Here is a 14,637-nt window from a genome sequence, read left to right as displayed (position 1 = left end):
TGTCGAGAGTGAGCTGGCGCGCAACCGTGTGGTCGTCGTGGCAGGCTTCCAGGGCCTGAACCGCTCCGACGACATCACGACGCTGGGCCGCGGCGGCAGCGATACCTCTGCCGTGGCGCTGGCCGCTGCGCTGCACGCGGACCGCTGCCAGATCTTCACCGACGTCGAGGGCGTCTACACCGCAGACCCGCGCAAGATCCCCAAGGCAACCAAGCTCAAGGAGATCACGTTTGACGAGATGCTCGAGCTGGCGTCCCTGGGCGCGCAGGTGTTGAACAACCGCAGCGTCGAGCTGGCCAAAAAGTACAATGTCGAGCTGGAGGTCATCTCCAGCATCAATCCGGTGCCCGGCACCGTTGTTAAGGAGGAGACCAAAGTGGAAGGTATGCTCATCAAGGGTGTTGCAAAGGACACCGACGTCGCCGTTTTGACCGTGAAGGACGTGCCGGATGTGCCCGGTATGTCGTTCAAAATTTTCAGCCTGCTGGCCCAGAAGAACATCAACGTTGACATCATTCTGCAGACCACGGGCCGCGACGGCAAGAAGGACATGAGCTTCACCGTGCCCCTGGGCGACGCCGAGAGCGCCGTTGCCGCGCTGAAAAACGCCACGCACCGCATCGGCGGCGGCGACATCACCGTTGACAAGACCTGCGCGAAGGTCTCCATCGTCGGCGCGGGTATGCAGAGCCACTCCGGCGTGGCCTCCACGATGTTCGAGGCCCTGTTCAACCAGAACATCAATATCAAGATGATCTCCACCAGTGAGATCAAGATCAGCGTCATCATTGACGAGGCCGACGCCGACAAGGCAGTTGCCGCCATCCACGACGCATTCATCAACTGATTGTAAGGTCTTATATAGAGGGAAATGGGTCGTCCCCCGTGCACACGATGGTGCACGGGGGACGTTGTTGTTAGGGTAAACGGGCAGAACCCTTCCAGCCTTGCTGACGCGCGGCCACCTCCCCTGATGGGAAGGCTTTCTCGCGGGCGTAGCCCGCGCAAAAAGGCGCCCCATCAGGGGAGCTGGCCGAGTTTACGAGGCCGGAGGGGGTTTGCCTGTTACCCTTTATTACAAAAGCTTCTCGCCTGCTGCAAACTTTGCCGTCAGCTTACCCTTGCCAAGGTACGCATACCGCTCCAAACGCTCCGCAGCGCTGAACGCCCGCATATTTTTAAGCGGGTCATCATCCAGCACCAGCGCGTCAAACGCATAGCCGTCCTCAAACAGGCCGACCTTCTCGCCAAAATCGGCCCAGAAATCTCCGCCGCCGACAGTTGCCATATACAGCGCCTCCACCATCGTCAGCGGCTTTTCACTCTGGTCGATATACCGCCAGCGCAGCTTGCTGACCTGCACGGCGGTAGCCATGACCGTGAACAGGTCCAGCGTCTGACCGCCGGCCACGTCGCTGCCCAGGCCGACGCGCCAGCCGCCGCGCAGGTAGTGCGCCGCGGGGGCGATGCCCGCAATGACATTCTCGTTGCTGGTGGGGCAGTGGGCAATCATGACGCGGTTCTGCTTCATCAGCGCGGCCTCGTCATCGGGGCTGTAGATGCAGTGCGCCATGACAGTGGGCACGCCGCCGCCGAACAGGCCGTACCGGCTGTAGCTCTCGCCGTAGAATTTTGTGCCGGGGCACAGCTCGGCGACCCACGCGATCTCGCCCGGATTTTCGGACAGGTGACTCTGCGCAGGTACGTTGTATTCTCTTGCCAGTTCGCCGAGACCGCGCATATACTCGTCACTCGTGCTGGGGGTGAAGCGCGGCGTGATCATCGGGCGCACCGGGCCCGCGTGCAGGGTGTTTTCGGCGCGGCAGGTATCCAGCCAGCGGCGCGTCTCGGCCAGACCCGCGGCGGCGGACGGCTCACGGTAGCTGTCAGGGCTGTTGCGGTCCATACCCAGCTTGCCGACAAAGGCGGAAAGTCCCGCGCCGCGCAGCTGGTGCATCAGTTCGAGCGTTGCGTCGGTGTGCAGCGTCGCAAAGATGCAGGCACGCGTTGTGGCGCTGTTTTTCAGGTCGCGCACAAAATAGGAGTAGCCCAGCCTGGCGTAGGCCGGGTCGGCGTAGTGGGCTTCCTCGGGGTAGGTGTACTGCTGCAGCCAGTCCAGCAGCTCCAGATCCATCGCCGTGCCGCAATAGCTGTACTGCGGCGCGTGCAGATGCAGGTCCACAAGACCCGGCGTGATGATTTTACCCGTATAGTCGAGAACTTCCACCCCGGCAGGGGCAGTCTCGCTGAATCCGGCGCACAGGCCGTTTTCACACAGCAGATAGCCCTCGCGGACGCGGAGGGTGTCCGGGGCGGGGGTGTCGAGGAAGGTGCCTTTCAGGGTGAAAGTGTTCATGATGTAACCTCACTTATGCAGTGTAAAGGCTCCCTTGTCAAAGGGAGCTGTCCGCGCAAGCGGACTGAGGGATTCCTGTCGGGCCTTCCGGAAAGGCAATGCACACCCGTAGGCGCCTGGAATCCCTCCGGCCTCGCAAAGCTCGGCCACCTCCCTTTGACAAGGGAGGCTTTTCTTCTCTATTATAAACAATCTACCCCATCTGTTGCAAGTTTTTTATTTACTTTACGTCGCTAAAGCGGTATAATACTAATATCTATTGATGTTTGAAAGGAATAACGATTTGGAACGTAAACAACTCGCGCCCGGCGTTTGCATTACAACGCTGGATGCTTCTAAATTTAACCGCTGCCGCATCACGCTGCATCTGCGCTTTCCGGCAAAGCGGGAATCTGCCACCGACGCCGCGGTGCTGGCCCTTGTGCTGGAACGCGGCTACGCGGCCTGCCCCGATATGACCGCGCTGTCCCGCCGCCTGGCCGAGCTGTACGGCGCGGACCTCGGCGTTGACCTGGCCAGCGCGGGCACGGACCGCGTGCTCTCCGCCGATATCTGCGGCATCAAGGACGCTTACGCGCTGGCGGGGGAGAACCTGACCGCCGCCTACGCCGACATTGTGTTCGGCACGATCTTTGACCCGTATCTCGTGGACGGCGCGTTCGACCCCGAGGCCGTGCGCATCGAGACCGAGACCCAGGCCCGCCGCCTTGAGGCCGAGTTCAACTCGAAGCGTCTCTACTGCGTGCGGCAGGCCCGCCGCAAATTCTACGGCGACACCCCCGCGGGCATCGAGCTGGGCGGCTACCCCGGCGAGCTTGTCAATGTGACGCCGCAGAGCCTCAAGGCCGAGTATGACCGCATCCTCTCCACCGCGTACATCGACGTGATGGTGCAGGGCGTCGATGAGGCCCGCGTGGCCGATATGCTGCTGAAAAAGCTCGACGGCATCCGCCGTGACCCGCGCCCGTTTGCCGCGCCCGTCGCCATGCCCGCCACGCCGCTGCGCCATTTTAAAGAGGAGATCCCCGGCCTGACCCAGGCCAAGCTCTGTATGCTGTTCACCACGGGCGAAGCCAACCCCAACCCGCCCAGTGTCAGCATCCTGCGCGTCGCCATGAGCGTGCTGGGCGGCTCTGCCACCAGCCGTTTGTTCCGCAACGTGCGCGAGAAGCAGTCCCTTTGCTACTACTGCGGTTCTGCCGCCCAGCGCGCCACCGGCGTCATGATGATCGACTCCGGCGTCGAGCCGGGCAAGGAGCAGCAGGCCGAGGCCGCCATCATTGCCGAGCTGGAGGGCCTGAAAAACGGCCCCATCACCCAGGAAGAAGTGGACGACTGCCGCCGCGGTCTTTTGTCCAGCATGGACGCACTCGGCGACAGCCTGGCCGCGCTGGAAAACTGGTACTACGGCCAGATCACACGCGGCGAGCCGCTCTACCCGCCGGAGTACGGCAAGGTGCTGACCAGCGCCGTCAGTTTGGACGAGGTGCGCCAGACGCTGCAGAGCTACAGCTATTCGGTCTGCTACGCCGTGACCGCCGAGCCGGGCACGCAGGGGAAGGGAGGCAGCGAGGATGTTGAATAACGATCACGAGAGCTTCGCCGCTGCCCAGGCGCGCGCCGCTGCCGCCGTCAGCTGTGAAAGCGTCGTGCTGCCCAGCGGCCTGACCGTGCTCTGCCGCACGATGCCGGGCTACAGCAGCGTCCACGCGATTTACGCCACGGGCTTCGGCTCCGTCCACCGCGCGTTCAGGCTGGACGGCAAACAGGTCACGCTGCCCGCCGGTACGGCGCATTTCCTGGAGCACAAAATGTGCGAGACGCCCAAGGGCGACTCCTTCACCTTCTACGCCAAGACCGGCGCGTCGGCCAACGCCTTTACCAGCTATGACCGCACCTGCTACCTGTTCTCGGCGACCCAGAAAATTGATGAGAACCTTGACATTCTGCTGGGCATGGTCGGCAAGCCGTGGTTCACCAAGGCCACGATTGCCAAGGAGCAGGGCATCATCGGGCAGGAGATCAAAATGTACGACGACAGCCCCGACTGGCGGCTGCTGAACGCACTGTTCCGCTGCCTCTACGCCGACCACCCGCTGCGCGACGACATCGCAGGCACGGTGGAGAGCATTGCCGAGCTGACGCCCCAGATGCTCTACAGCTGCACCAGGGGGTTCTACGCGCCGTCCAATATGGTGCTGAGCGTCGCGGGCAAGATCACGCTGGCGCAGGCTGTGGACGCCTGCAAGCGCAACGGCCTGTACCGCGCCCGCGCCCCGCATGAGGTCGAGTGGGACATCCCGGCGCAGACCGGCCCGCTGCCCCACAAGGAAGCGTTCTTCACGATGCCTGTCACGAAGCCCTGCTTCGGCGTGGCCTACCGTGAGGAGCCGCTGGCCGAGGGGGACCTGAAACGCGAGCTGCTGCTGGACATGTTGGGCGATCTGGTCGTCGGCGGCCTGACGAAGCTCTACCGCCGTCTGTACGATGAAGCGCTGGTCAACCCCGAGTTCTCCGGTGACTTTATCGCCGTGCGCGGCGCCTGCACCGTGGCCTTTACCGGCGAGAGCGACACCCCGCGCCAGGTCGTGGACCTTTTACAGGAGGAGATCGAGCGGATGCGCCGCGAGGGCGTTGACCCCGAGGTCTTTATGCTTGTGAAAAACCAGATGTACGGCGAGCTGCTGGGCGACGTGGAGGCTGTGGACGATGCCGCCGAGGAGGCCGCCGCGGCCTGCCTGAAGGGCCGCACGCTGGCGGACGAGATCGCCGCGCTGGCCGCGCTGACCGTGGAGGACGCCAACGCCCTGCTGCAGACGGCCCTGCGGGAGGAAAACCGCGCCTACGTGCAGATCGACCCGGCAGAAAAATAACGAGGTTAAGTTGAAAATGGTCTATCATGTGCAATTTCCCGGGTTGGGCCTGGATCTGACGATCAACCGCGTGGCACTGGCCATCGGCGGGTTCAACATTTACTGGTACGGCGTCATCATCGCGGCGGGCATGCTGCTGGCGATGCTCTACGCCTTCCGCAATGCCGTGGACTACGGCATTGACTCGGACCGTCTGGTGGACGTTGTGGCCATCGGCACGGTCATGGCCATCGTCTGTGCCCGTATTTATTACGTAGCTATGGCACCCTTTGAGTATCAAAGCCTCTGGGATATGATCGACATCCGCAAGGGCGGCATCGCCATCTATGGCGCGGTCATCGGCGCGTTTGTGTTCGGCGGGCTGGCCGCCAAATGGCGCAAGGTGCCGCTGCTGCCGCTGTTTGATCTGGTGTCGCTGGGCTTTCTGATCGGGCAGGGCATTGGCCGCTGGGGCAACTTCGTCAATCAGGAGGCCTTCGGTACAAACACGACGCTGCCCTGGGGCATGTACAGCGAGGGCACGGAGGCGTATCTCAAATCCGTGCAGGTCACGCTGCCCGCGGGCGTGACCGTGGACCCCGCCGCGCCGGTACACCCGACGTTTTTGTATGAGAGCATCTGGTGTCTGGTTGGCTTCGCCGTGCTGGCTTCGCTTTACAAAAAACGGCGGTTCAACGGACAAATCTTCCTGGGCTATATCATCTGGTACGGCCTGGGCCGCGCCTGGATCGAGGGGCTGCGCACCGACTCGCTGCTGATCGGCAATACCGGTCTGCGCGCCAGCCAGCTGGTGGCGATTGGGTCGGTCATCGTGGCCGCCACGCTTATGGCCATCGGTCTGCGCAATGCCAAGGGCAAGCCGCTCATGGTGCCGCTGGCTGTGAAGGACCTGAAAAAGCAGGCCGAGGCAGGGGACCGCTTCACGCCGGACACCCTGCCCGCCGGCGCACCCCACGCCGAGTTTGTCAAGGCCACCGATGCCATGAATGCGCGTCTGGATGCGCTGGATTTGAGCGAGGTCGAGATCGAGGAGATTGAGGACCCGAAGGAGTAAAAAAGGAACCGTTTCGGATAATGGCAAGGCTCTCTCCCGCCGCAGCGGATGCGGGAGAGAATCTCACCAAAACCCGAAATCTACCCTAACATAGAGAGGAGAACCTATATGCCAGCAACTGTCATTGACGGCAAGGCGTTGGCCGCCGCCACGAAGGCCGAGGCCGCAGAAAAGGTCAGGGAGCTGAAAAGCAGGGGCATCAACCCCTGCCTGGCGGTCATTCTGGTGGGCGAGAACCCCGCCAGCCAGGTCTACGTCCGCGGCAAGATCAACGACTGTGCGCAGTGCGGCATCGAGAGCCGCAGCATCAACCTGCCCGCCGACACCACGCAGGACGCCCTGCTGGCCGAGGTGAAGAAGCTGGCGGATGACTCCGCTGTGCACGGCATTCTGGTGCAGCTGCCGCTGCCCGCCCAGATCGACGAGAAGGCTGTCATCGACGCCATCCCGCCCGAGAAGGACGTGGACGGCTTCTCGCCCGTCAACGTGGGCCGTATGCAGATCGGCGAGCCGTGCTACCTGCCCTGCACCCCGGCGGGCTGCATCTGCATGATCGAGTCCACGGGCACCGACATTGCGGGCAAGAACGCCGTCGTCATTGGCCGCTCGAACATCGTGGGCAAGCCCGCGGCGCTGCTGCTGCTGGCGAAGAATGCCACGGTCACGATCTGCCATTCCAGGACGAAGAACCTGAAAGAAGTCTGCGCCGCCGCGGATATTCTCGTGGCCGCCGTGGGCCGCGAGGGCTTTGTGACTGGCGACATGGTCAAGCCCGGTGCCGTCGTCATTGATGTGGGCATCAACCGCGGTGCGGACGGCAAGCTGCACGGTGACGTGAACTTTGCCGAGGCCGCCGAAAAGGCCGCCTACATCACCCCCGTACCCGGCGGCGTCGGCCCCATGACCCGCGCCATGCTCATGCTGAACACGGTGGAGGCGGCAGAGCGGCAGGGCCGCTAATAAAGGCTTCCCACCTTGGGGGAAGCTGTCCGCGAAGCGGACTGATGAGGGGCAACCTTGCCATTGCAGCCCACTGATGGGATACAACCGCAGACTTGCCCCTCATCCGGCCCTGCGGGGCCACCTTCAGTCTACGCGCTAAGAGCCGCCTACGGCGGTTGCGCTCCGACACGCGCCAGCGGGCGCAGCCCCTTGGGGGGAAGGCAAAAGAAATTCTAAAATTTTAACCTTCCCACGCCCGAAAACCCCTTGACAAGCCCTGCTCCTATATGGTATGATACTAGAGCCGCATGGTATGGGCTCTATAAGTGTGTGCTTTTATCGGTGCAACGCCCTACAGACCAGCGAGACTTATTGAAAGAGGTTATCCACTATGTACGCAGTTATCAAAACCGGTGGCAAGCAGTACAGCGTTAAGGTCGGCGACGTCGTCTACGTCGAGAAGCTGAACGCTGAGGACAACAGCGAAGTCACCTTCGATCAGGTTCTCGCCGTTGGCGAGGAGGGCTCTGTCAAGGTCGGCGCTCCCGTTGTTGAGGGCGCTTCCGTTGTTGCCAAGGTCGTCAAGACCGGCAAGGGCAAGAAGCTCAACATCCTGACCTATCGTCCCAAGAAGGGCAGCATGGTCCGCAAGGGTCATCGTCAGCCCTACACCAAGGTGGAAATCACCGCGATCAACGGCTAAGGAGGTAAATCACAATGGCACATAAAAAAGGCGTAGGTTCTACCAAGAACGGTCGTGATTCCGAGTCCAAGCGCCTCGGCGTCAAGCGCGGCGACGGTCAGTTTGTTCTGGCCGGCAACATCCTGGTCCGTCAGCGCGGCACCCACATCCATGCGGGTGAGGGCGTCGGCATCGGCAGCGATGACACCCTGTTCGCTCTGGTCGATGGCCGCGTTCACTTCGAGCGCATGGGCCGTGACCGCAAGCGCTGCACGGTCAAGCAGTAAAAAAACCGGTACGGGCGGGCCTTTGCGGCTCGCTCGTTTTTTGTGATTTTTTGTAAATGAGGTACCACATGGCAACCAGTAATTTTATTGATACCGCCACGATCTGGCTGCACGCCGGCAAGGGCGGCGACGGTGCGGTGACGTTCCACCGCGAAAAATTCGTGGCGGCGGGCGGCCCCGACGGCGGTGACGGCGGGCGCGGCGGCGACATCATCTTTGTGGCCGACGACAACCTGTCCACCCTGATGGACTTCCGCTACAAGCGCAAGTACACCGCGCCCGACGGCGAGAATGGCCGCGCCAAGCGGATGAGCGGCGCAGACGGTGACGACCTGGTCATCCGCGTGCCCCGCGGCACCGTGCTGAAGGAGGCCGAGACCGACCTCGTCGTGGCCGACCTGACGGGCAGTGAGCCTGTTGTCGTGGCCAGGGGCGGACGCGGCGGCTGGGGCAACAGCCATTTTGCGACCCCGACCCGCCAGATCCCCAAGTTTGCCAAGCCCGGTCTGCCCGGCGAAGATATGCACCTCAAGCTCGAGCTGAAGGTCATTGCGGACGTGGGCCTTATCGGCTTCCCGAACGTCGGCAAATCGACGCTCATCAGCATTATTTCTGCCGCGCGTCCCAAGATCGCCAACTACCACTTCACGACGCTGACCCCCGTGCTGGGCGTCGTCCGCGTCGGCCCGGAGCAGAGCTTTGTCTGCGCCGACATCCCCGGTCTGATCGAGGGTGCTGCGGAGGGCGTCGGCCTCGGCCACGACTTCCTGCGCCATGTTGAGCGCTGCCGCCTGCTGCTGCATGTCGTTGACGTCTCCGGCTGTGAGGGCCGCGACCCCAAGGCGGACTTTGAGCAGATCAACCACGAGCTGGCCGGGTTCAGTGCCGAGCTGGCGGACCGTCCGCAGATCGTGCTGGGCAACAAGTGCGACATTGCAAGCCCCGAGCAGGTCGAGGAGTTCAAGCAGTACGTCGAGGCCAAGGGTCTGACCTTCCTGCCCATCTCCGCGGCGACCCGTCAGGGTGTGGACAAGCTGCCCGCGCTGGTCTACAACCGCCTGAAGGATCTGCCCCCGGTCAAGGTCTATGAGGCTGAGTACAAGCGCCCCGACAAGAACGCCCAGCCGACCCGCCCGTTCACGGTGGAGCGCACCGGCGACCACGAGTTCACCGTCGATGCCCCGTGGCTGGAGCGCATCCTCGCCGGTACGAACGTCGAGGACTACGAGAGCCTGCAGTATTTCCAGACGCAGCTGGGTGATTCCGGCATTCTGGACGAGCTGGTCGTCCAGGGCGTTGAGGAAGAGGACACGATCAAGATCGGCGAGTATGAATTCGATTATCTGTACTAAGTAGTAGAAAATATGCTGTTTACACAAAAATCCGAAGTCGACATTCACGAAATGTCGCCGCTGGCGCTGGCCTTTGTGGGCGACGCCGTGCTGGAGCTGCTCGTCCGCGCCCGCCTGGTGGGCACGACGCGCTTGCAGCCCAATCGTCTGCATACCGTGGCGACGCATTACGTCAGCGCCCACGCACAGAATCTGGAGCTGGACATCATCGGGCCGATGCTGACCGACGCCGAGGCCGCCGTGCTGCGCCGCGGCAAAAACGCCAGCAAGGCCACTGTCGCCAAGCACGCCACCGTGCAGGAGTACCGCGCCTCCACCGGCTTTGAGTGCCTGCTGGGCTGGCTGTACCTGCAAGGCAGGAACGACCGCATTGAGGAATTGTTCAACGCGATGTGGGACGGGTACAAGCCGGAGTAATAAGTAAAAAGCCTTCCCCCGAGGGGGAAGGTGGCCGAGGCCCCGCCCGAGGGCGGATGAGGGAAAAGCCTCCGCAATTTGCCCGGTAACGGGTTGTAGTGGCAAGGCCGCCCCTCATCAGCCGCCTGCGGGCGGCAGCTTCCCCCCAAGGGGGGAAGCCTTAGGAAACCCGCCTCACTTGTAGTTCTTGCTGTCGGTGGTGTTGGTGGTGCGGTTGGTGGTTTTCTGCTGGGTACGGTTCGTGGTTTTCTGGGTCGTGTCCGTCGTGCGATTGGTCGTGCGGTTCGTCGAATTGTTAGTCTGATTCTTAGCCATAGGTGGTAAGCTCCTTTCGCAAGTAAAAACGATCTACAGTCGTTTTCGGACTGCAAAGGTAGTTTGCCCGCCCATGGCTTTTTTATGCAGAGGGGGCTGCTATGGAATTTCCACAGGATTTTACCGCGCGGGAGCGGGCACTGCTGGGGGCGCGCTTTGACGAGCTGTACGCCTACGCCACGCCGCAGCCTGCCCGCGGCGTAACGGTCAACGCGCTGCGCTGCACGCCGGAATGGTTCGCGCAGCATGCGGACTTTGACGCGCAGCCGTCCAAATTTTGCCCGACGGCCTTTACGACGGCGGCGGACTTCCGCCCGGGGCGGCACGCCTGGCACCACGCGGGCGTGCTCTATGCACAGGAGCCGAGTGCCTCAGCCCCCGCTGCGCTGCTGGACGTGCAGCCCGGTATGCGGGTGGCCGACCTCTGCGCCGCGCCGGGAGGCAAGACCAGCCAGCTGGCGGCGGCTCTGCAGGGGCAGGGCCTGTTGCTGGCCAATGAATTCGTCGCCGCCCGCGCTGAAATTCTGCGCCAGAATCTCGAGCGAATGGGCGTGACGAACGCCGTCATCACGAACGAGGACACCGCCCGCCTGGCCGCGGCGATGCCCGGGCAGTTTGACCGGGTGCTCGTCGACGCGCCCTGCTCGGGCGAGGGTATGTTCCGCAAGGAGGCCGTCGCCGCCGCCCAGCACAATAACGCCTTAGTGGCGCACTGTGCGGAGCTGGGGGCCGAAATTCTCGAAAACGCGGCGGCGCTGCTGGCTCCGGGCGGCGTGCTCGTCTACTCGACCTGCACATTTGCCCCGGCGGAGGACGAGGGACAGATCGCGGCCTTCCTCGCAAAGCACCCCGCGTTCACGCTCTGCGACCTGTCCGGCTGCGGCTTTGGCCGCCCGGGCGAGGCCAACCGCGCCCCTGACTACCCGGATTTCCGCGCCGGATACACCCGCCGCATCTGGCCCGCCGACGGCGGCGAGGGCCACTTTATGGCGAAGCTGCAAAAGGCAGCCGACGCCGACGCGCCCACCCCGCCGAAGGGCAAGCCGCCCAAGGTGCCGAAAGCCCCGGCGGAGTGGCTCGATTTTGCCAAAACCTATTTCCCGGCGCTGGCTTCCCGCCCGCTGGCCGGGGCGGGGGAGTGGCTGCTGCTGCCCACGCCGGGCAGTGAGACGCTGAACACCGCGAAGCTGCGCGTCGTGCGCGGCGGCGTTCTGGCGGGCAGCGTGCTGAAAAAGCGGTTCCAGCCCGCCCATGCGCTTTTCATGGCCTACGGCGCACAATGCACGAACCGCGAGGCGCTGACGCTGACCGACCCGCGCACCGCCGCCTGGCTGCGGGGCGAGGAGATCGACGCCGCCACCGCGCAAAACGGCTGGTGCGCCGTGCTCGTAGACGGGTTCCCGCTCGGCGGCGGCAAGGTCAGCGGCGGACGCATCAAAAACCATTACCCGAAGGGCCTGCGCAATCTGCAATAAAGCGGGCGGCCCCTCTTGAAAAGAACGATTTGTTGTGCTATAATAATTTACTGGTAATTATCGGCTGTAATGCCGCTGCCTGTGTGAATACAAATTAGGGGGATTTTTCCATGTCCGGACATAGCAAATGGAATAACATCAAGCGTAAAAAGGAAAAGACCGACGGCGCCCGCGCCAAGGTTTTCACTAAGATCGGCCGCGAGATCGCCGTGGCCGTTAAGGAGGGCGGCGGCAACCCCGCTTCCAACTCCAAGCTGGCGGCTCTGATTGCCAAGGCCAAGGCCAACAGCGTGCCCAACGATAACATCCAGCGCATTATCAAGCGCGCCGAGGGCGGCGACAAGACCGAGTATGAGGCAATCACCTATGAGGGTTACGGCCCCGGCGGCATCGCCGTCATGGTCGAGACCCTGACCGACAACCGCAACCGCACCGCGGCCAATATGCGCCATTACTTTGACAAGTTCGGCGGCAACCTGGGCCAGATGGGCTGCGTCGGCTTCATGTTCACCCAGAAGGGCGTCATCGTCGTCGATCTCGAGGACAAGGACCCCGATGAGCTGATGATGGATGCGCTGGACGCCGGTGCCGATGACTTCGATGCAGGCGAGGACGCCGCCGAGGTCACCACCAGCCCCGAGAACTTCACCGCCGTCTGCGAAGCGCTGGAAAAGAAGGGCTACAAGTTCATCTCCGCCGACGTGGCGCAGGTGCCTTCCACCACCACCGCGCTGACCGACCCCGATCAGCTCGTCCAGATGGGCAAGCTGCTGGACGCCCTGGACGACGATGATGATGTCCAGAACGCTTGGCACACCCTCGAGAACGAGGAAGACCTGGATCGCTAAACCACAAGAATGCCAAAAGAGAGTGAAGGGCGACTTTTGCTCTCTTTTTTTGATATTGTAGGGGCGGGCATTGCCCGCCCGCTGTTTCCGGCAGAAGTTGCCTTCCCGAAAGCAGCTTGCATCGGAAGGCTGACGGGCGACCAATGGTCGCCCCTACATTGAGGTTGTAGGGGGTCGGCGTCCCCGACGACCCGCAACGCATGTTTTTAATTGAAAAGGAGCGTTACTATGCCAAAACTCCTTTGCCCGCACTGCCTGCAGCCGCTGGATGGCGGGTACCGCGGCGAGTGCCCCCACTGCGGGCGTTCGCTGGAAAACCGCAACCCCGAGGGCGCGCTGCCTCTGGGCACCCAGCTGGGCGGCAGGTACACGGTGGGCACCTATTTGAGCGCCGACGGTGACGGTCTTGCCTACCGCGGCGTGCTGAACGACGAAAAGAAATTCGTCCTCATCAAGGAATATTTCCCGGTCACACTCTGCAACGGCCGCAGCGCCGACGGTGCGCTGATGCCCAAGGAGGAGAAGGAGGTCCTGTTCAAGACGAGCCGGATGGACTTCAAGGACCTGTACGATGACCTGAAAAACCTGACCCCGGCCACCGGCCTGTCCACGATTCTGGACGTCATGGAGGAAAACAACACGGTCTACGCCGTGGAGGAGAGCGAGAAGGGCATGACCCTGTCGCATTACCTGCACCTGCGCAGCCGCACGCTGACCCCCGCCGAGGCCCGCACGCTGCTGCAGCCCATCATGGAGGGCGTGGCCCTGCTGCACAAGTCGGGGCTGATCCACCGCGGCATCTGCCCGGACAACATCGTGCTGCCCATCGACGGCACGGCCCGCCTGACCGGTTACGGCACGCTGGCGCTGCGCACCGGCGGCAGCGAGCTGAAGAGCCAGCTCTACCCGGGCTACGCCGCGCCGGAGCAGTACTCTGCCGCCGAGTTCAGCGGGCGCTACACCGATGTTTACGCGCTGGCCGCGGTCTGCTACAGGATGGTCACAGGGCAGACGCCCGTCGCCGCGCCCCAGCGCAAGGTGCGGGACAGCCTCGAGTCGGCGCACAGTCTCGAGGCGGGTGTGCCTACATGGTTCTCGCAGGTGCTGGCCTGCGCGCTGCGGCTGGACCCCGCCAAGCGGATGCAGACCGTGCCCGAGCTGATGAGTGCCCTGACCGACCCGAATGTCGCAAACGCGATGTTTGAGAAGGGCGATAACCAGATCAGCACCCGCAAGATCATGGCCGTGTCGCTCGTCGTCATCTTTGTGCTGGTCGTGCTGCTGCTCTGGAGCCTGATAGGAGGCAGCAAGGCTGACAGCGCCCCTGTCTCAACGCCGCAGCCGACAGCAGCCGGCACGGCGGGGGAGACCACCGCCGAGACCGTGCCGAACCTGGTCGGCCTGCGCTACACTACTGACATCAAGGGCAACAGCGCCTACGACGACTACCGCATCGTGATGGTGGAGCAAAGCTCCGACACCGTGGCGCAGGGCGTGGTCATCAGCCAGGATCCGCCGGCGGGCAGTGAGAAGCTGATGGACGACCAAATCATCCAGATCACGGTCAGCAGCGGCCCGAGCCTTGTGGAGATGCCGGACATCATCGGCTTTACCCAGGCCAATGCCAGCAAAAAGCTGGACGCGCTGGGCATCCAGTACAAGATGGTCATGGTGGATAACGACGGTACGATGGCCGCGGGCTGTGTGGCGAGCACCGACTACAAGGCCGGAACGAAGATAAATACCGAGAATGTGACTGTCATCGTCAGCATCGCCGGGGAGCGGGATGACACGCTGGTGGCGCAGACGGGGAACGGCAGTGAGGCCGAACCTACGCCGGAAGCGGGACAGTAAGCAATAACGGCAAACGGGCAGAGCCCCTCCGGTCATCGCTTCGCTCGACCACCTCCCCTGAAAGGGGAGGCTTTCTCGCGGGCAGCGCCCGCGCAAAAAGGCGCCCCACAACGTGGGGAGCTGGCCGAGCCTGCGAGGCCTGAGGGGCTTTGCCCGTTTGCACTGCGAGAAGCATAAACAAA

At 63.0% G+C, this 14,637-nt stretch carries 14 protein-coding genes; 12 read left to right on the top strand and 2 right to left on the bottom strand.

Translation table 11 applies throughout. The annotated features are described in order from the left end of the window. Positions 1 to 847, top strand: an 847-nt coding sequence (locus tag B5D32_RS12760; RefSeq protein ID WP_078785384.1) for an aspartate kinase, incomplete at its 5' end; no start/stop codon positions are given. A gap of 228 nt (positions 848 to 1,075) precedes the next feature. On the opposite strand, the gene B5D32_RS12755 is transcribed toward B5D32_RS12760, so the two are convergent. Continuing rightward, the gene (locus B5D32_RS12755; RefSeq protein ID WP_078785383.1) at positions 1,076 to 2,356 is read right to left on the bottom strand and encodes an amidohydrolase family protein; all 1,281 of its coding nucleotides are present in this window, start codon (positions 2,354 to 2,356) and stop codon (positions 1,076 to 1,078) included. A gap of 283 nt (positions 2,357 to 2,639) precedes the next feature. On the opposite strand from B5D32_RS12755, the gene B5D32_RS12750 reads away from it, so the two are divergent. The 8 genes from B5D32_RS12750 (at position 2,640) to B5D32_RS12715 (ending at position 9,963) form a co-directional block, all read left to right on the top strand. Continuing rightward, positions 2,640 to 3,941 carry a M16 family metallopeptidase gene (locus tag B5D32_RS12750; protein WP_143402760.1) on the top strand — a complete coding sequence of 434 codons (1,302 nt, stop codon included), beginning with the start codon at positions 2,640 to 2,642 and terminating at the stop codon, positions 3,939 to 3,941. Beyond that, entirely contained in the window at positions 3,931 to 5,229 is a 1,299-nt protein-coding gene (gene yfmH, locus B5D32_RS12745) for an EF-P 5-aminopentanol modification-associated protein YfmH (RefSeq protein ID WP_078785381.1), read from the top strand. The genes B5D32_RS12750 and yfmH overlap by 11 nt, the downstream gene beginning before the upstream one ends. A 16-nt stretch (positions 5,230 to 5,245) precedes the next feature. After that, positions 5,246 to 6,283 carry a prolipoprotein diacylglyceryl transferase gene (gene lgt, locus B5D32_RS12740; RefSeq protein WP_078785380.1) on the top strand — a complete coding sequence of 346 codons (1,038 nt, stop codon included), beginning with the start codon at positions 5,246 to 5,248 and terminating at the stop codon, positions 6,281 to 6,283. 108 nt (positions 6,284 to 6,391) lie between these two features. Further along, entirely contained in the window at positions 6,392 to 7,243 is an 852-nt protein-coding gene (gene folD, locus B5D32_RS12735; RefSeq protein WP_078785379.1) for a bifunctional methylenetetrahydrofolate dehydrogenase/methenyltetrahydrofolate cyclohydrolase FolD, read from the top strand. Positions 7,244 to 7,616: 373 nt separating this feature from the next. Then, positions 7,617 to 7,928 carry a 50S ribosomal protein L21 gene (gene rplU, locus B5D32_RS12730; RefSeq protein ID WP_078785378.1) on the top strand — a complete coding sequence of 104 codons (312 nt, stop codon included), beginning with the start codon at positions 7,617 to 7,619 and terminating at the stop codon, positions 7,926 to 7,928. A gap of 14 nt (positions 7,929 to 7,942) precedes the next feature. Continuing rightward, positions 7,943 to 8,194, top strand: coding sequence for a 50S ribosomal protein L27 (gene rpmA / locus B5D32_RS12725; protein ID WP_078785377.1), 252 nt, complete (start codon positions 7,943 to 7,945; stop codon positions 8,192 to 8,194). A 68-nt stretch (positions 8,195 to 8,262) separates the two neighbouring features. Then, positions 8,263 to 9,546 carry a GTPase ObgE gene (gene obgE / locus B5D32_RS12720; protein WP_078785376.1) on the top strand — a complete coding sequence of 428 codons (1,284 nt, stop codon included), beginning with the start codon at positions 8,263 to 8,265 and terminating at the stop codon, positions 9,544 to 9,546. Positions 9,547 to 9,558: 12 nt separating this feature from the next. Next, complete coding sequence (locus B5D32_RS12715) at positions 9,559 to 9,963, top strand: Mini-ribonuclease 3 (RefSeq protein ID WP_078785375.1); 405 nt, start codon at positions 9,559 to 9,561, stop codon at positions 9,961 to 9,963. A gap of 174 nt (positions 9,964 to 10,137) precedes the next feature. On the opposite strand, the gene B5D32_RS15240 is transcribed toward B5D32_RS12715, so the two are convergent. Continuing rightward, a complete protein-coding gene (locus B5D32_RS15240) occupies positions 10,138 to 10,278 on the bottom strand; it encodes a hypothetical protein (protein ID WP_159447044.1) in 141 nt (46 codons plus the stop codon). Positions 10,279 to 10,379: 101 nt separating this feature from the next. On the opposite strand from B5D32_RS15240, the gene B5D32_RS12710 reads away from it, so the two are divergent. From B5D32_RS12710 to B5D32_RS12700, 3 genes are all read left to right on the top strand, one after another. Continuing rightward, a complete protein-coding gene (locus B5D32_RS12710; protein ID WP_078785374.1) occupies positions 10,380 to 11,753 on the top strand; it encodes an RsmB/NOP family class I SAM-dependent RNA methyltransferase in 1,374 nt (457 codons plus the stop codon). Positions 11,754 to 11,863: 110 nt separating this feature from the next. After that, complete coding sequence (locus tag B5D32_RS12705) at positions 11,864 to 12,601, top strand: YebC/PmpR family DNA-binding transcriptional regulator (RefSeq protein ID WP_078785373.1); 738 nt, start codon at positions 11,864 to 11,866, stop codon at positions 12,599 to 12,601. Positions 12,602 to 12,829: 228 nt separating this feature from the next. Further along, complete coding sequence (locus tag B5D32_RS12700; RefSeq protein WP_078785372.1) at positions 12,830 to 14,455, top strand: protein kinase domain-containing protein; 1,626 nt, start codon at positions 12,830 to 12,832, stop codon at positions 14,453 to 14,455. Positions 14,456 to 14,637: the final 182 nt, after the last annotated feature.

The sequence above is a fragment of the Gemmiger formicilis genome (assembly GCF_900167555.1).
Lineage (GTDB): Bacteria > Bacillota > Clostridia > Oscillospirales > Ruminococcaceae > Gemmiger > Gemmiger formicilis.
The sequence above is the reverse complement of the archived record's forward strand: the minus strand, read 5'-3'. Positions and strand labels throughout refer to the sequence as shown.

Bases quoted from the DNA above. Each gene is read 5' to 3' on its own strand.
- lgt (WP_078785380.1), top strand. From the start codon at position 5,246: ATGGTCTATCATGTGCAATTTCCCGGGTTGGGCCTGGATCTGACGATC.
- B5D32_RS15240 (WP_159447044.1), bottom strand. From the start codon at position 10,278: ATGGCTAAGAATCAGACTAACAATTCGACGAACCGCACGACCAATCGC.
- B5D32_RS12755 (WP_078785383.1), bottom strand. From the start codon at position 2,356: ATGAACACTTTCACCCTGAAAGGCACCTTCCTCGACACCCCCGCCCCG.
- B5D32_RS12715 (WP_078785375.1), top strand. From the start codon at position 9,559: ATGCTGTTTACACAAAAATCCGAAGTCGACATTCACGAAATGTCGCCG.
- rpmA (WP_078785377.1), top strand. From the start codon at position 7,943: ATGGCACATAAAAAAGGCGTAGGTTCTACCAAGAACGGTCGTGATTCC.
- obgE (WP_078785376.1), top strand. From the start codon at position 8,263: ATGGCAACCAGTAATTTTATTGATACCGCCACGATCTGGCTGCACGCC.
- rplU (WP_078785378.1), top strand. From the start codon at position 7,617: ATGTACGCAGTTATCAAAACCGGTGGCAAGCAGTACAGCGTTAAGGTC.
- yfmH (WP_078785381.1), top strand. From the start codon at position 3,931: ATGTTGAATAACGATCACGAGAGCTTCGCCGCTGCCCAGGCGCGCGCC.
- B5D32_RS12705 (WP_078785373.1), top strand. From the start codon at position 11,864: ATGTCCGGACATAGCAAATGGAATAACATCAAGCGTAAAAAGGAAAAG.
- B5D32_RS12710 (WP_078785374.1), top strand. From the start codon at position 10,380: ATGGAATTTCCACAGGATTTTACCGCGCGGGAGCGGGCACTGCTGGGG.
- B5D32_RS12700 (WP_078785372.1), top strand. From the start codon at position 12,830: ATGCCAAAACTCCTTTGCCCGCACTGCCTGCAGCCGCTGGATGGCGGG.
- folD (WP_078785379.1), top strand. From the start codon at position 6,392: ATGCCAGCAACTGTCATTGACGGCAAGGCGTTGGCCGCCGCCACGAAG.